The 15934-nt window shown below is 47.1% G+C and carries 12 protein-coding genes; 6 read left to right on the top strand and 6 right to left on the bottom strand.

What is annotated here, in order from left to right; translation table 11 throughout:
- Positions 1 to 75 precede the first annotated feature (75 nt).
- From HH196_RS05065 to gltA, 5 genes are all read right to left on the bottom strand, one after another.
- Complete coding sequence (locus tag HH196_RS05065; protein WP_169451076.1) at positions 76 to 1161, bottom strand: ABC transporter ATP-binding protein; 1086 nt, start codon at positions 1159 to 1161, stop codon at positions 76 to 78.
- 97 nt (positions 1162 to 1258) lie between these two features.
- Positions 1259 to 2413, bottom strand: coding sequence for a carbohydrate ABC transporter permease (locus HH196_RS05060; protein ID WP_169451075.1), 1155 nt, complete (start codon positions 2411 to 2413; stop codon positions 1259 to 1261).
- Between the two features lie 10 nt (positions 2414 to 2423).
- Positions 2424 to 3401: a carbohydrate ABC transporter permease gene (locus HH196_RS05055; protein WP_169451074.1), complete on the bottom strand. Its 978-nt coding sequence runs from the start codon at positions 3399 to 3401 to the stop codon at positions 2424 to 2426.
- Between the two features lie 88 nt (positions 3402 to 3489).
- The gene (locus tag HH196_RS05050; protein WP_169451073.1) at positions 3490 to 4848 is read right to left on the bottom strand and encodes an ABC transporter substrate-binding protein; all 1359 of its coding nucleotides are present in this window, start codon (positions 4846 to 4848) and stop codon (positions 3490 to 3492) included.
- Between the two features lie 282 nt (positions 4849 to 5130).
- A complete protein-coding gene (gene gltA, locus HH196_RS05045; protein WP_169451072.1) occupies positions 5131 to 6414 on the bottom strand; it encodes a citrate synthase in 1284 nt (427 codons plus the stop codon).
- Between the two features lie 456 nt (positions 6415 to 6870).
- On the opposite strand from gltA, the gene sdhC reads away from it, so the two are divergent.
- The 4 genes from sdhC to HH196_RS05025 are packed head-to-tail and all read left to right on the top strand — an operon-like array spanning position 6871 to position 10085.
- A complete protein-coding gene (gene sdhC, locus HH196_RS05040; RefSeq protein ID WP_169451071.1) occupies positions 6871 to 7248 on the top strand; it encodes a succinate dehydrogenase, cytochrome b556 subunit in 378 nt (125 codons plus the stop codon).
- Positions 7242 to 7589, top strand: coding sequence for a succinate dehydrogenase, hydrophobic membrane anchor protein (sdhD, locus tag HH196_RS05035; RefSeq protein ID WP_169451070.1), 348 nt, complete (start codon positions 7242 to 7244; stop codon positions 7587 to 7589). The genes sdhC and sdhD overlap by 7 nt, the downstream gene beginning before the upstream one ends.
- Before the next feature lie 3 nt (positions 7590 to 7592).
- Entirely contained in the window at positions 7593 to 9368 is a 1776-nt protein-coding gene (gene sdhA, locus HH196_RS05030; protein WP_169451069.1) for a succinate dehydrogenase flavoprotein subunit, read from the top strand.
- Positions 9369 to 9380: 12 nt separating this feature from the next.
- Positions 9381 to 10085 (top strand): succinate dehydrogenase iron-sulfur subunit, encoded by a 705-nt coding sequence (locus tag HH196_RS05025; protein ID WP_169451068.1) that lies wholly within the window; start codon positions 9381 to 9383, stop codon positions 10083 to 10085.
- A 120-nt stretch (positions 10086 to 10205) separates the two neighbouring features.
- On the opposite strand, the gene HH196_RS05020 is transcribed toward HH196_RS05025, so the two are convergent.
- Positions 10206 to 11501, bottom strand: coding sequence for a hypothetical protein (locus tag HH196_RS05020; protein WP_169451067.1), 1296 nt, complete (start codon positions 11499 to 11501; stop codon positions 10206 to 10208).
- Positions 11502 to 11822: 321 nt separating this feature from the next.
- Between HH196_RS05020 and HH196_RS05015 the strand changes: the two genes are divergently transcribed.
- Both HH196_RS05015 and odhB read left to right on the top strand, forming a co-directional pair.
- The gene (locus HH196_RS05015) at positions 11823 to 14654 is read left to right on the top strand and encodes a 2-oxoglutarate dehydrogenase E1 component (RefSeq protein WP_169451066.1); all 2832 of its coding nucleotides are present in this window, start codon (positions 11823 to 11825) and stop codon (positions 14652 to 14654) included.
- A gap of 49 nt (positions 14655 to 14703) precedes the next feature.
- Positions 14704 to 15915 (top strand): 2-oxoglutarate dehydrogenase complex dihydrolipoyllysine-residue succinyltransferase, encoded by a 1212-nt coding sequence (odhB, locus tag HH196_RS05010; protein ID WP_169451065.1) that lies wholly within the window; start codon positions 14704 to 14706, stop codon positions 15913 to 15915.
- Positions 15916 to 15934 lie beyond the last annotated feature (19 nt).

Raw genomic sequence — 15934 nt, 5'->3', positions numbered from 1 at the left:
CGTTTTCCTTAAAAAAATCCCGGCCTCATATAGTCAATGAGCCGGGATAGTTAGTTACTAATTAATTCTTCGCGCTTAGCGCATTGTAATGCCGTTTTTGAACAGATGAACTTTCTCTGGAGCAACAGAGAATTTGGCAGTTGTACCGCGTACGTCCTTATGGATGCCTTGTAGCTTGCCTACGACAGGATCTGCTCCATTGATTGGCTCGAAGTACATTAATGTTACTTCACCAAGTGCCTCTGTGATGTCAACTTTACCCTGGAAGAACCAGTCATCACCTTCACAGATTTCAAAGTCTTCTGGGCGTACACCAATATTAACTCGTGCACCTAGTTGGTCATTATTCGTTGCGATTGATGAGGTCGCTGTTCCGCCGGCATCAAGTTTCACTGTTGTCTGCGTACCGGTAGCAACAATTTCACCACTAAGCAGGTTCATTGAAGGGGAACCGATAAACTGAGCAACAAATTCATTCTCTGGTGTCTCATAAAGCTCTAGCGGCGTACCTACTTGGGCAATGCCTTTGTCCGCAAGTACAACGATGCGTGAAGCTAAAGTCATGGCCTCAACCTGATCGTGAGTTACGTAGATCATAGTGCTGTCTGGCATCGATTCTTTAAGGCGAGCAATCTCAATTCGAGTTGCTACACGAAGAGCTGCGTCAAGGTTTGATAGAGGCTCATCAAATAGGTATACCTTAGGGTCACGAACAATAGCTCGACCGATAGCCACGCGTTGGCGCTGACCACCTGAAAGCGCTTTTGGTAAGCGATCAAGGTAATCCGACAGCTGAAGAATATCAGCAGCTTTGTTTACTGCTTCGTTAATCTCTTCTTTAGATTTTTTCGCTAGAGTCAGTGCGAAAGACATATTGTCACGCACCGTCATGTGAGGGTAGAGCGCGTAGCTTTGGAAAACCATGGCTATGCCACGCTGTGCAGGTGGCACATCATTTACTACCTGGCCATCGATTTCTAGGGTGCCGTCAGAGATCTTTTCAAGGCCTGCAATCATTCGGAGAAGTGTTGATTTACCGCAACCAGAAGGTCCAACAAATACAACTAGCTCGCCTTGGTTAATCTCTAGATTGATGTTTTTTAGAACATCAATTTCGCCGCCATAAGTCTTGCGAACACCACTAAGTTTTAATTCAGCCATTTTTGGCTCCCTCTTTTAAAGGTTTTTGATCTACTACCCACTAATGGATTAGATCTAATTTCTAACTGACAGTAGTTGTCTACAACCACATTCTTATTTATTTAACTGACCCAGACAGTAATCCACGTACGAGGTAGCGTTGCAGTGTAAAGAATACTAGTAGAGGTACTGCAATCGATACGAAAGCGGCTGTCGCTAAAATGCCCCAATCACCGCCGCGTGAACCAAGCAGGTCATCAGCAATTTTTACGGTCATAACTTTTGCTTCGTCTGCTGAGGGAAGGAAGACCTTCGCAACCAGTAGGTCATTCCAAGTCCATAGGAACTGGAAAATTGCAAATGATGCTAAAGCAGGGAAGGAGAGCGGTAATACTATTCTCACAAATACCTGAAAGTCAGTTGCTCCATCAACACGTGCTGATTCTATGATGTCTTTAGGTAATCCGATCATATAGTTTCTAAGTAGATAGACAGCAAGAGGTTGTCCAAACGCGCTGTGTGCTAACCAGATCCCTAGAAAACTTTGCCCGATACCTACAGCGTTGTGTAGTTGTAAGGCGGGTACGAGTGCAAGCTGCAGTGGCACAACAAGTGCCGCTACAACTGCGCCCAGAAGCAACCCTCGGCCTTTAAAATCCATCCAAGCTAGTGCGTATGCAGCAAAGGCTGCCATTAAAATCGGGATAATGGTCGTTGGGATGGTAACCGTCAGTGTGTTTATGAAAGCAACATCCATTTTGTCAGCTGTTAACACAGTTATGTAGTTCTCAAAAGAAAAGTCAGGTGGCATAGATGCGATTACATATACGCGCTGTCCTGTGCTTCCAGGAGCTTTAGAAGAGAAAAACTCATAAGTACCATCGGCATTAACTACTAGTTTGTTGCCCTTGCCTATGTCGGCTAACTCACCAGATGGGTATTTGCCTGGATCGCGACCGGTTGTACCAAACGCTGAAATAGGAGGGCGTGTATCTCCTACCGATTTTAATATCTCTTCATCATCGAAAAGTGAACCTCTAGAGATATATGTATCACCCTCTTTGATTACACCTTCGATAGTTGTTCTACCGCGGAGGCCCTGTTCGACAGAGAAAGGGGATAACCACCAGCCCGTAGCGGAAATCTGATCACGATCTCGGAAGGATGAAACTAAGAGACCTGTCGTTGGGATTAACCAGATTACAACAAGTGCAAAAACTGTTAGTCGAGTTGCCCAGGTCAGAGCTGATTTTTTGCCTGCAATATTATCCATGGTCTACTCCTTATCTCATCTCACGTCGTGCTTGACGAACGTTTTGAATCATTACTGGTGAGACAATAAGCATAATGACAACTGCAATAGCAGTCGCTCGACCATCATCACGGAACATAAACTGCATCATGTAACTCGGTAGAATTTGAGTGTCGAAGTTACCGCCTGTCATGGCATAAACGATATCGAATACCTTCAGGACTAGAATAGTGATAGTTGTCCATACAACTACGATTGTTGTTGTGATTTGTGGTATTTGGATTTTGAAAAAAACTTGGAATGGGTTGGCTCCATCAATGATAGCCGCTTCAATAGTCTCGTCTGGAATACCTCGTAGAGCAGCAGATAGAATGACCATTGCAAATCCGGTCTGTACCCAAATCAGAATCACCATGAGAAATAGATTATTCCAAAAAGGTACCTGTAATGGATCCATTGATTCTAGGCCGAAAGAGCCGCGTATTGCATTAATCAGACCTATGTCTGGATCGTTTGCGTAGACAAATTTCCAAATCAGTGAAGCACCGACAAAAGAGATTGCCATTGGCATAAAGATAATAGATTTGGCAATGTTTCCCCACTTTAACTGGTCTGTTAATTGAGCGATAACAAGGCCTAGGAATGTCGATAGGGCGGGAACAACTAGCGCCCATAAAGCATTGTTCATGAAGGCTGTTTGAAAGCCATCTGAAGCGAAAAATGTTGTGTAGTTGTCAAAACCTATAAAGAGATCACCATCACGGTTGTACAGTGAGCGTACGAAAGAGCCAACTACAGGGTAGAAGAGATAAATAGCAAGCAACAAAGCCGTTGGACCAAGAAATAACCAGGGTCTAATCGTATTTGCGCGGTTTATGTTTCTTGAAATGTTCTCACCGCGTGCAGGGAAGAGAACCTTGTCGAGAAATAGATTTGATAGGTAAAAGTAGGCAATGCTACCACCAACGCCAAGTGCGATGGTTACTATACCCTGAACCAATGGGCTCATTATCACTCTCCTAGATTAAAATCGGCCCGGAGAGACCGGGCCGTATAGATGTAGGGTTTTCTGAAAAGAAAACCCTATTTAACGCGAATTACTTAATGCTATCCCAACGTTTCTGGATTGCATCAGCAACAGTCTTAGCGTCTGTACCGGTAGTGTAGTCAACCATGCCAGTCCAGAAAGCGTTAGTGCCAATCTCACCTGGCATCAAGTCAGAACCGTCGAAACGGAAGCTTGTTGCAGTAGTAAGGATCTCACCAAGCTGGCGCTGAGTATCGCTAGTATAGATATCTAGGTTCGCATCTTTGTGCGGAGTCAAGAACTGACCCTGAGCCATCATGATTTCGTGTGCGATAGGTGTCTGCAGGAAGTTGATGAATGCAGTAGTTACCGGACGATCATTGAATGGAGATACTAGACCACCAGAACCTAATACTGGACGACCAAGTTCAGCGTTTGCTTCGAAAGGTGGGAAGTAGAAGAAGTCAGCATCTTTACCCATCTCTACACCTTCTGGGAAGAAGATTGGAATGAATGAAGCTTGACGGTGCATGTAACATTTTGGTGGAAGCTCAAATAGACCATCTGGGCTGTCGCGGAAGTCGACAGATGCAGCAGCTTCTGGACCACCATCAGCAAAGCCAGCAGCGTGAACGAATTCACCGTACTTCTCGATTGCATTGATTACACGAGGGTCGTTGAACTTCATGTCGTTAGCAACCCACTGATCGTACTCTTCAACAGAGACAGTGCGAAGCATCATATCTTCAACCCAGTCTGTTGCTGGCCAGCCAGTAGCTGCACCTGAACCTAAACCGATACACCAAGGTGTGCCACCATCAGCTACGATCTGCTTGCTCAGAGCCATAAGTTCTTCCTGAGTATGAGGAATTTCGTATCCGCCTTCCTCGAACTGCTCTGGTGAGTACCAAACAAGAGATTTAACGTCAGTACCGAAGAAGATACCGAATAGCGATTTACCGCCTTTACCGTTATCAAAAGTACCTAGGTCAGCCCATGAGTTACCTGCTGCAAAATCATTGCGGATGCGAGCATCTTGTTCTGCTGTAAGTTCTTTGATGAAGCCGCCTTTCGCTAGGTCTTTTGCAAGACCAGGCTGAGGGAATGCAGATACGTCTGGAAGACCGCCAGCTTTAGAAGCGATAACTATATCCTGCTCGAAGCTTTCAGAACCAGAGTATTCTACTTTAGCGCCAGTTGCTTCAGTGAAGTAAGCGTAAAGGTTACGGTAGCGCTGTGCATCGTTACCTGTTGTAGCACCTGTCATGGTGAGGGTTTCACCAGTAAAGTCATTTGCAGCAGCAAATTTATTGTATGCGTCCCAGCTGAATGCGCCTTCACCAATTGGGTACATTAGATCAGCAGCCATAGCTGAAGATGATAGGCCTACTGCTAGTGCTAGCAAGCTAGGTTTAAATGCTGTTTTCATTATTTTTTCTCCGCACTTTGGAAAATATTCTCGTAAGAAAACTAAATTACTTAAGGTTTTACTTAAACGATTTAGCTTGGATAAAGATACTAACAAAGAACGATTAAGTAACAAGTCTCAGATGTAACTTAATTACTTCTTAAATTTATTGCGTGTGCGAAGGTAGATTTCACCACCCCTGTGGGGAGGTTCCTACAGGGTGCGTCTGTAGGAGGTTCCCCGGAGGGATGCCGACCAATAAAAAACCCAGCCGAAGCTGGGTTTTTTAAACCTACGTTCTAATTACTTAGCGCGTGGGTGTTTGCGTTTCTCTGCACCAGTGTATAGCTGGCGAGGACGACCGATCTTGTTCGGGCTTGAGTGGAACTCGTTCCAGTGAGAGATCCAGCCGATTGTGCGAGATAGGGCGAAGATTACGGTAAACATTGAAGTTGGGATACCGATCGCTTTCAAGATGATACCTGAGTAGAAGTCTACGTTAGGGTAGAGCTTACGGCTTACAAAGTACTCATCTTCAAGGGCGATACGCTCAAGTTCTTTCGCGATATCTAGCATTGGGTCATCAACGATACCCAGTTCTGCAAGAACCTCGTCACAAGTCTGTTTCATAACACGTGAGCGTGGGTCGAAGTTGCGGTATACGCGGTGACCGAAGCCCATTAGACGGAACGGATCGTTAGGATCTTTCGCTTTCTCAATAAATGCTGGGATGTTTTCAACCGAACCGATCTCAGCAAGCATCTTAAGTACAGCTTCGTTAGCACCGCCGTGTGCAGGGCCCCAAAGTGCTGCGATACCTGCTGCAATACAAGCAAATGGGTTAGCGCCTGATGAACCCGCTAGGCGTACAGTCGAAGTCGATGCGTTCTGCTCGTGGTCTGCGTGCAGTGTGAAGATACGATCCATTGCGCGAGCAAGTACTGGATTGATCTCGTAATCAGAACAAGGCGTTGCAAACATCATCTGCAGGAAGTTCTCTGCGTAACCAAGATCATTACGTGGGTAGATGAACGGCTGGCCGATTGAGAACTTGTAACACATAGCCGCAAGAGTAGGCATTTTCGCGATTAGGCGGTACGCACACACTTCACGGTGGTATGGGTTATTGATATCGAGTGAGTCGTGGTAGAACGCTGAAAGTGCACCTACTACACCACACATAATAGCCATTGGGTGTGCATCACGACGGAAACCTTGGAAGAAGGTACGTAGTTGCTCATGAACCATTGTGTGGTTAGCAACAGTGTAGTCAAACTTCTCTTTCTGCTCAGGTGTTGGCAGTTCGCCATTAAGAAGTAGGTAACACACTTCTAGGTAGTCTGAGTGCTCTGCAAGCTCTTCAATTGGGTAGCCGCGGTGAAGAAGTACACCGTTGTTACCGTCGATGTAGGTGATTTTAGATTCACATGACGCAGTTGATACAAATCCTGGGTCGTAAGTGAAAAGGCCTTCGCCAGTTAGTGGGCGAACGTCGATAACATCTGGACCTTCTGTGCCACTGTAGATTGGAAGCTGGATCTCTTTTTCCAGACCATCAATACTTAAACGTGCAAATTTCTCAGCCATTGTAGGCTCCTATCTATATCCGTTACAGCTCAGTAGGGTTTACTGAGCTTCTCAAGAGGGTATCCAAGGGTGGCTTGGATCTCTATAAGGCGGTTTCACTATAGTGACGCGAAAATCTTTGTCAACGTTAGTTTTGTGCAGCGCAAAAGTCATAATCTAATTGCAAAATGATATATGCCCCTTTAGTTGGGGGTTTGGCGCAAATTGCATGGTTATTGGTTCTTATCGTATTAAACCATTGGCTAATACGCGCTAAGTTCGATTGTCAAAAAAGGTTCGATTGGTATAATCACGACTCGGAAATTGCGCACTGCACAAATTGAAATAAGCTTATTTCCATAGTGCATAAAGTAAATTTCTTCGTCGTCCTGATCGGTTGCAATATTGCCACCGTATACCAGGTACTAACTAGTAACCGAGGCCCCGTAGAAGGGCACAAAAGTGTGAACTAGAGCCGTGAACAAAAAACGACCTGTAAACCTCGATCTTCGTACAATTAAACAGCCGCTACCGGCTGTAACGTCAATCCTTCACCGTGTATCGGGACTCGCGCTATTCTTTGGCTCGATCTTCATGATGTACGCACTGAGCCTCTCTCTTGAGTCTCAAGAAGGTTTCGATGCAGCTGCTGAACTGTTGACTGACTCGTTCCTAGCTAAGCTAATCGCTTGGGGTCTTCTATCTGCGCTGTTCTACCACTTCTTCGCTGGTATCAAGCACCTAGTAATGGATGCGGGTTACTGTGAAGAGATTGAATCAGGCAAAGCTGCTGCGAAAGTAACGCTAGCTCTGTCTGCTGTTGCAATTCTGCTGGCAGGAGTTTGGGTATGGTAACTTCTATTACTAGCTTTGGTCGTAGTGGCCTATATGATTGGATGATGCAGCGTGTAACTGCTGTTGTCCTAGCGTCTTACTCGATCTTTATGGTTGCGTACGTACTGCTTAATCCAGATCTTGACTACAACACGTGGAAGGGTCTGTTCGAAGGTACGGCGATGCGCATCTTCTCCCTATTGGCTCTGCTTTCACTAGTAGCGCACTCTTGGATCGGTATGTGGTCTATCTCTACTGACTACATCAAACCAACCGGTATCCGTTTTGTTTTCCAGTCTGTTTGTGGCCTGCTCGCGTTTATCTACGTGGTATGGGGCGTTCAGATTCTGTGGGGGGTTTAATCAATGACTAAGCTTCGTACGCTTACATTTGATGCCATCGTAGTAGGTGGCGGCGGCGCAGGTATGCGCGCAGCACTGCAGTTGGCTCAGTCTGGCCTTAACACTGCCTGTGTAACTAAAGTATTCCCAACGCGTTCGCACACTGTGTCTGCGCAGGGTGGTATTACATGTGCAATCGCTTCAGCTGATCCAAATGACGATTGGCGCTGGCACATGTATGACACCGTTAAGGGTTCTGACTACATCGGTGACCAAGATGCTATCGAGTACATGTGTTCTGTAGGTCCACGTGCTGTATTCGAACTTGATCACATGGGTCTTCCTTTCTCACGTACTGAGACAGGTCGTATCTACCAGCGTCCATTCGGTGGTCAGTCTAAGAACTTCGGTGAAGGTGGCCAGGCTGCACGTACTTGTGCTGCTGCTGACCGTACAGGTCACGCGCTACTTCACACGCTTTACCAGGCAAACATGAAAGCCGGTACTACATTCCTTAACGAATGGTACGCGGTTGATCTTGTTAAGAATGCTGAAGGTGCTGTTGTAGGTACTATCGCAATCTGTATCGAAACTGGTGAAACGGTTTACATTAAAGCTAAAGCAACTGTACTCGCTACTGGCGGTGCAGGTCGTATCTACGCTTCAACAACTAACGCATTGATCAATACTGGTGACGGTATGGGTATGGCTCTGCGTGCTGGTGTTGCTGCGCAGGATATGGAGATGTGGCAGTTCCACCCAACCGGTATTGCAGGCGCTGGTGTGCTTGTAACTGAAGGTTGTCGTGGTGAAGGTGGTTACCTTGTAAACAAAGATGGCGAGCGCTTCATGGAGCGTTACGCGCCAAACGCTAAAGACCTTGCAGGTCGTGACGTAGTTGCACGTTCTATGATCCTTGAGATTCTAGAAGGTCGTGGCTGTGGTCCAGATGGCGATCACGTTTACTTGAAACTTGATCACCTAGGTGAAGAGGTTCTTCACTCTCGTCTTCCTGGTATCTGTGAGCTGTCTCAGACATTCGCTGCTGCTGACCCAGTTAAAGAACCAATCCCAGTAGTACCTACTTGTCACTACCAGATGGGTGGTGTTGCTACCAACATTGGTGGTCAGGCGATCAACCCAGACCCAGTAACTGGTGAAGATAAGATCGTTCCAGGTCTATTTGCTGCAGGTGAAGTGGCTTGTGTATCTGTTCACGGTGCTAACCGTCTCGGTGGTAACTCACTTCTTGACCTTGTTGTATTCGGTCGCGCTGTGGGTATCCAGATCGAACAGCAGATGCGTGATGGCTACGAAGCTCTTGATGCTACTGAAGCTGATATCGAAGCGGCAATGGCTCGCTTGAACCGTCTAAATAACTCGACTGGCGGTGAGAAAGTAGCTGATGTTCGTAAAGATCTTCAGAACACCATGCAGCTTTACTTCGGTGTATTCCGTGATGGTGAGTCAATGCAGATTGGTCTAGCTAAGCTTGCAGAGATTCGTCAGCGTGTGAATAACCTACACCTAGACGATAAGAGCGGTGCATTTAACACCTCTCGTATCGAAGCGCTTGAGCTTGAGAACTTGATGGAAGTTGCTGAAGCAACTGCTATCGCAGCTGAGGTTCGTAAAGAGTCTCGTGGTGCGCATGCTCGTAACGACTTCACAGAACGTGATGACGAAAACTGGCTATGCCACTCTGTGTTCTACCCAGCGGATAAGTCTGTCGGTAAACGTGCAGTTAACTTTGCACCGAAAACCGTTCCAGCATTCGCACCGAAAGTTCGAACTTACTAAGGAGCCATTAAGATGCTAGTGAGTGTATACCGCTACAATCCTGAGATCGATGATGCTCCTTACATGCAGGATATCCACATTGATATCCCTGGCGGTAAGGACATCATGGTGCTGGATCTTCTCCAGTTGCTCAAAGAGAAAGACACAACGTTGACCTACCGTCGCTCATGCCGTGAAGGTGTGTGTGGTTCGGATGGTCTAAACATGAACGGTAAGAATGGTCTTGCTTGTATTACTCCGCTTTCTGAAGTGGTTAAAAACGACAAGCTAGTTCTTCGTCCGCTTCCAGGTCTGCCAGTTATTCGTGACCTTGTTATCGATATGACTCAGTTCTACAAGCAGTACGAGAAGATCAAGCCATTCTTGATCAACGATACACCAGCTCCAGCGATCGAGCGTCTGCAGTCTCCAGAAGAGCGTGCAGAACTTGATGGTCTATACGAGTGTATCCTTTGTGCATGTTGTTCGACCTCTTGTCCTTCGTTCTGGTGGAATCCAGACAAGTTCATCGGTCCATCTGGCTTGCTACAGGCGTACCGTTTCCTTGCAGATAGCCGCGACACCGCAACACGCGAGCGTCTAGCTGATCTTGATGACCCATTCAGCGTATTCCGCTGCCACGGCATCATGAACTGTGTAAACGTATGTCCAAAAGGTCTTAACCCAACCAAAGCGATTGGTAAGATCCGTAACATGCTTATCTCGCAGGCAACCTAATAACAAAGGTTCGTGTGAAAGAAAAACCCGCTTCGGCGGGTTTTTGTTTTTCTGGGAAACGCGGAAAAGGTTGGGTCATGAGATTCCGGGGTCAGAGTAGTCTAGCAAATCCTTGTTAGACTACTCTGACCCCATATAGATAATCCCGTATAGATAAAGCACCCCAAAACAGACTGGCAACATCAACCCAAGATAGGGCAGGTTTGCTTGCATCAAATCTCTCGCCCTCACGCCATACCTTGCTTGCAAAAGAATCTGGCTGCCAGAGAGTGGTGATACGGTCACTCCAAGTGACCAGGCAAAAAGAAGTGTCATGCCTAGTAGATTTGGATCGGTAACCACAGGCACAAGGAGTGTGCCAGTAATTAGGTTGGATGTTACTGGGTGCACACCAATCATCGCTAAACCAATAAGAATGCAAAGTGTTGCTGAAGCTTCAAAGGGGCCAAACTGATTTGGTGTTAGTTTTAATTCGGTTGCACCTAACAGTGCGCTAATTCCAGTCGCTAAAACGGCAGCGGCAAGAAAAAGGGAAACCTCCCCTGATGAGTCGGCAAGCCCATCGTGAATATGATGTGTAACCTTAGATAGTTTGGCTTTCAATGCGGCAATTATCAGTGTCATCAGTACGCTAGTCATTGAGACCAAAACGATGACCGATATTGATGGCATGCCGAAGTGCGCTATCAATACCAATGCAGCAAGCGATACTGGGAGTGCTAAGCTTTCAAAAGATACAGGGTAGCCGTGGAAAGGTTCGGATAACGCGGCTTTAGCGACCTGGAAGTAGGTGAAGGCGAGGCTGACTAGTGCAACGGGTAAGCCCCAAACAACGAGTGTTGAGAGTTGTGCGCCTGCTGCGGTTGTGAGTGTGACGCCCATTGCAGCAAAGAAGGGAGACCAAAAGGCGCAGATTCCAAATGCCCTGGATAGTGTGATGGCCTGGAGTCTTGATAGTTTGCTCTCTCTTTGAATGCGATCAGCAAACAGCTGGGTTGCTGATATATTGATAACCGCGCCGATAATATGGCTGCCTAATAGAGTTCTGGCTATTGAGCTTTTCCCGGAAGCCAGCTGACTATCACTATTGATGCTGGCAATCGTTCGAAGAAACGAAACGGCCGCAAGTAGTGTGATAATTAATTGGTTGGCATATATAAGTGGCTCTAGTGCATCGCCGCTTGGCTTGATGGTGAAGGCGATTAGCAGGCAGAGTGTCCCTATAGTAAAAAGCGTTCCAATTTGGCGTTTCTGTTTCTCTTTTAGATTGCCAAACGAGAGTAGTGTGTAGATCCAGATAAGTGCGCCGGAGAGAGTAGTCAGGTCAGTAATTTTGATCTGTGTTGCTAATGTTGTGAGCATAGCGCCAAAAAGTGTCATGCTCGACACAGATCGAAGGGTCAAAAACTGCTTCACGGTCTCTCCTTGTGCGTGAAATTGCCACTAACATAGTTCAAAAAACTCTTACTTAATAGCCAAACGCGCATAAAAAGCCGTTCTTAAAATACAAACGAATTACCTTATTCCATACAGCGATAAAACATTGATTACTTTAGTATAAAATTGAAAAAACACCGGTGTTATAAGGTGTGTAAAAGGCGTACACTACGCAAGTTTTATCGGGGTGGGTCTCGATAAACAGCTGAAATGAGAAAATAGAATCAGCAGGGTGAAGGATGAAGAGGCTTCAAAAGAGCTTTGGAGGTCCATATCCCCCGCAACGAGGGTGATTAAATAATGCAAGACGGTCTGATGGAGCAACTCTGGAAGAATGCTCATCTATACGGCGGCAACCTCTCCTATGTGGAGCAGCTATACGAAACCTACCTTCTCGATCCGAACTCTGTTCCAACTGAGTGGCGAGAAGAGTTTGATAAACTCCCTAAAGTCGGCGACAACTTCTCTCAAGATGTTCCCCTCGCGCCGATTCGCGAACATTTCCAATATATCGCAAAGAATCAAAAACGTGCTCAGCCAGCAGCAGTTTCATCTGTAAGCTCTGAACACGAGAAAAAACAGGTTCGTGCACTAGCACTATTCAACGCTTACCGAGTACGTGGTCACCAGGTCGCTAATATCGACCCGCTGAATCTACTTCAGCGTGAAGCTATTGCTGACTTAAATCCTCGTTACCATGAGTTATCTGAAGCGGATTTCGACACTGTATTCCAGTTGGGTGATCTGCAGTTTGGTAAAGAGGAAGCAACACTTCGTGAAATTATTGATGGCCTTAAACAGACTTACTGTACAACGGTGGGTACTGAGTACATGCACATCGTTAATACTGAAGAGCGTGTATGGCTTCAGTCTCGTCTAGAGCCAACTCGTGCACACCCTGTAGTACCAGCTGATAAGAAGATGATGGTGCTAGAGCGCCTAACTGCAGCTGAAGGTCTTGAGAAGTACCTTGGTTCACGCTTCGCTGGTGCTAAACGCTTCGGTCTTGAGGGTGGCGAATCACTGATCGTCTCTCTTAACACTCTGATTCAGCGTGCCGGCAAGCTTGGTGCCAAAGAAGTTGTTATCGGTATGGCGCACCGCGGTCGTCTAAATACACTGGTAAACATCTTCGGTAAGAACCCTGCAGACCTATTCAGCGAGTTTGAAGGTAAGAAACTTGTAGAGACATCTGGTGACGTTAAGTACCATCAGGGTTTCTCTTCTAACGTATTGACCGACGGCGGTGAAGTTCACATCGCGATGGCGTTCAACCCATCTCACCTTGAGATCGTAGCGCCAGTAGTTGAAGGTTCTGTACGTGCTCGTCAGGATCGCCGTGAAGATCCAGTAGGTACTACTGTAGTACCTGTAAACATCCACGGTGATGCGGCATTCGCAGGTCAGGGCGTTGTGATGGAGACACTTCAGATGTCTCAGACGCGCGCATACAAGACCGGCGGTACTATCCATATCGTGATCAACAACCAGGTTGGTTTCACCACTTCTAAGCAGGAAGATGCTCGCTCTACTGAGTACTGTACTGATGTCGCTAAGATGGTTCAGGCGCCTATCTTCCACGTGAACGGTGATGATCCAGAAGCGGTTCGCTTCGTCACTCAGCTTGCTGTTGATTACCGTAATGAATTTAAACGCGACGTCGTAATCGACCTTGTTTGTTACCGTCGTCGTGGTCACAACGAAGCGGATGAGCCAAGCGGTACTCAGCCACTGATGTACGATGTGATCAAAAAGCAGAAGACTACGCGTGAGCTATACGCAGCTAAGTTGATCGGCGAAGGCGTGATTAACGCTGAGCAGAGCAAAGCGATGGAGCAGGATTACCGTGCGGCACTTGAAAATGGCCAACACGTTGCTCACTCACTAGTACTTGAGCCTAATAGCAAACTGTTTGTTGACTGGACGCCGTACCTTGGCCACAAGTGGTCATTCGAGTGTGATACTCGTGTTGATATCAAACTGCTTCAAGAACTTGCGTCTAACATCGCTACTGTTCCTGAAGGATTCGCTGTACAGCGCCAGGTTGCTAAGATCTATGAAGATCGTCAGAAGATGGCACACGGTGCGATGGCTGCTAACTGGGGCTTTGCTGAGACACTTGCTTATGCAACGATCATGGCTGAAGGTCACCCAATTCGTTTGACAGGTCAGGATGTAGGTCGTGGTACCTTCTCGCACCGTCACGCGGTACTGCATGACCAGAAAGATGCGCACATCTACACGCCACTTGCGAACATGGCACCAGATCAGCCGCCATTCACAATTCACGACTCTTACCTCTCTGAGGAAGCGGTTCTTGCATTTGAATATGGTTACTCAACGACTACACCTAATGCATTGGTTATTTGGGAAGCTCAGTTCGGTGACTTCGCAAACGGTGCGCAGGTTGTTATCGACCAGTTCATCACCTCTGGTGAGCAGAAGTGGCAGCGTCTATGTGGTCTGACTATGCTTCTACCGCACGGTTTTGAAGGTCAGGGCCCAGAGCACTCCTCAGCGCGTCTAGAGCGTTACTTGCAACTATGTGCAGAGCACAACATGCAGGTTTGTGTGCCTACTACACCAGCACAGATCTTCCACCTCATGCGTCGTCAGGTGATTCGCCCACTTCGCAAGCCGTTGGTGATCATGTCGCCTAAATCTCTACTTCGTCACAAGCAGGCGATCTCGACACTTGAAGAGCTAGCAGAAGGTACCTTCCAGCCAGTGATTGGTGAAGTGGATGCGCTAGATGCAAACAAAGTTGATCGCGTAGTGATGTGTAGCGGTAAGGTTTACTACGACCTATACAACCGTCGTGAAGAGCTTGCTCAGCAGAACGTTGCAATCGTTCGTATCGAGCAGCTTTACCCATTCCCAGAAGAGCAGTTGGTTGAAGAGCTTGCTAAGTACAAGAATCTGAAATCAGTGGTTTGGTGTCAGGAAGAGCCAATGAACCAGGGTGCTTGGTACTGTAGTCAGCACCACATGCGCGCTGCGCTTCGCCGCGTGAAACCAGAGATTCACCTAGACGGTGTTGGCCGTCCACACGCTGCAGCACCTGCAGTAGGTTACATGTCTGTACACGCAGAGCAGCAAGAGAAATTGGTTAACGACGCACTTAACGGTTAATAGAAAGAATTCGTTCACAAGACGAGCTTAAGGCAATAAAGGAAATAGCATGTCAATGGAAATTAAAGCGCCTACTTTTCCGGAATCAGTAGCAGACGGTACAGTCGCTACATGGCACAAACAGCCGGGTGAAGCTGTATCAGCTGATGAACTCATCGTTGATATTGAAACTGATAAGGTTGTTCTGGAAGTTGTTGCACCAGCTGATGGTGTGATCACAGAGATCCTAAAAGGTGAGGGCGAGACCGTTCTTAGCGAAGAGATCCTTGCTAAATTTGAAGCGGGCGCAGCAGGCGCATCGGCTCCAGCAGCAGCGGCAGCTCCAGCAGCTGAAGCAGCACCAGCGGGTGATGCTGATAAAGTTGGCCCAGCAGCGCGCAAACTGATCGACGAAAACGGTCTTGATGCAAGCAAGATTCCTGCGACAGGCAAGAATGGCGGAATCACTAAAGAAGATGTGATGAACTACCTTGCTTCTAAGCCAGCGGCATCTGCTCCAGCAGCAGTTCCAGCGGCTTCTGCACCAGCAGTTGCTCCATTGAATGTTCCAGCGGGTGAGCGCATCTCTAAACGTGTACCAATGACACGTCTACGTGCAACTATCGCTAAACGTCTTGTTGAAGCACAGCAGAACGCAGCAATGCTAACAACTTACAACGAAGTGAACATGAAGCCAGTGATGGAGCTTCGCAAACAGTACAAAGATCTGTTTGAGAAGGTTCACGGCGGTACACGTCTAGGCTTTATGTCGTTCTTCGTTAAAGCAGCAACTGAAGCGCTAAAACGCTTCCCAGCTGTAAACGCATCAATCGATGGCAACGATATGGTTTACCACGGCTACCAGGATATTGGTGTAGCGGTATCTACTGATCGTGGTCTTATGGTTCCAGTACTTCGCGATACAGACGCGATGAGCCTTGCAGAAGTTGAAGCGACTATCGCTGACTTCGGTAAGCGTGGCCGTGACGGCAAACTGGGCATGGAAGATATGCAGGGCGGTACCTTCACTATCACTAACGGTGGTGTGTTTGGTTCGCTAATGTCTACGCCAATTCTTAACCCACCACAGACTGCGATCCTTGGTATGCACAAGATCCAAGATCGTCCAATGGCTGTGAATGGTCAGGTTGAAATTCTGCCAATGATGTACCTAGCGCTCTCTTACGACCACCGTATGATCGATGGTAAGGAAGCGGTACAATTCTTGGTTACTATCAAGGACCTGCTGGAAGATCCAGCACGTATGCTTCTTGACGTTTAATAGCAGAATCGCAATCTAA

This window comes from Marinobacterium sp. LSUCC0821 (genome assembly GCF_012848475.1).
In the GTDB taxonomy this organism is placed as follows: Bacteria; Pseudomonadota; Gammaproteobacteria; order Pseudomonadales; family Balneatricaceae; genus Marinobacterium_E.
Note: the sequence above shows the minus strand (reverse complement) of the source record. Positions and strands in the feature narration are given on the sequence as shown.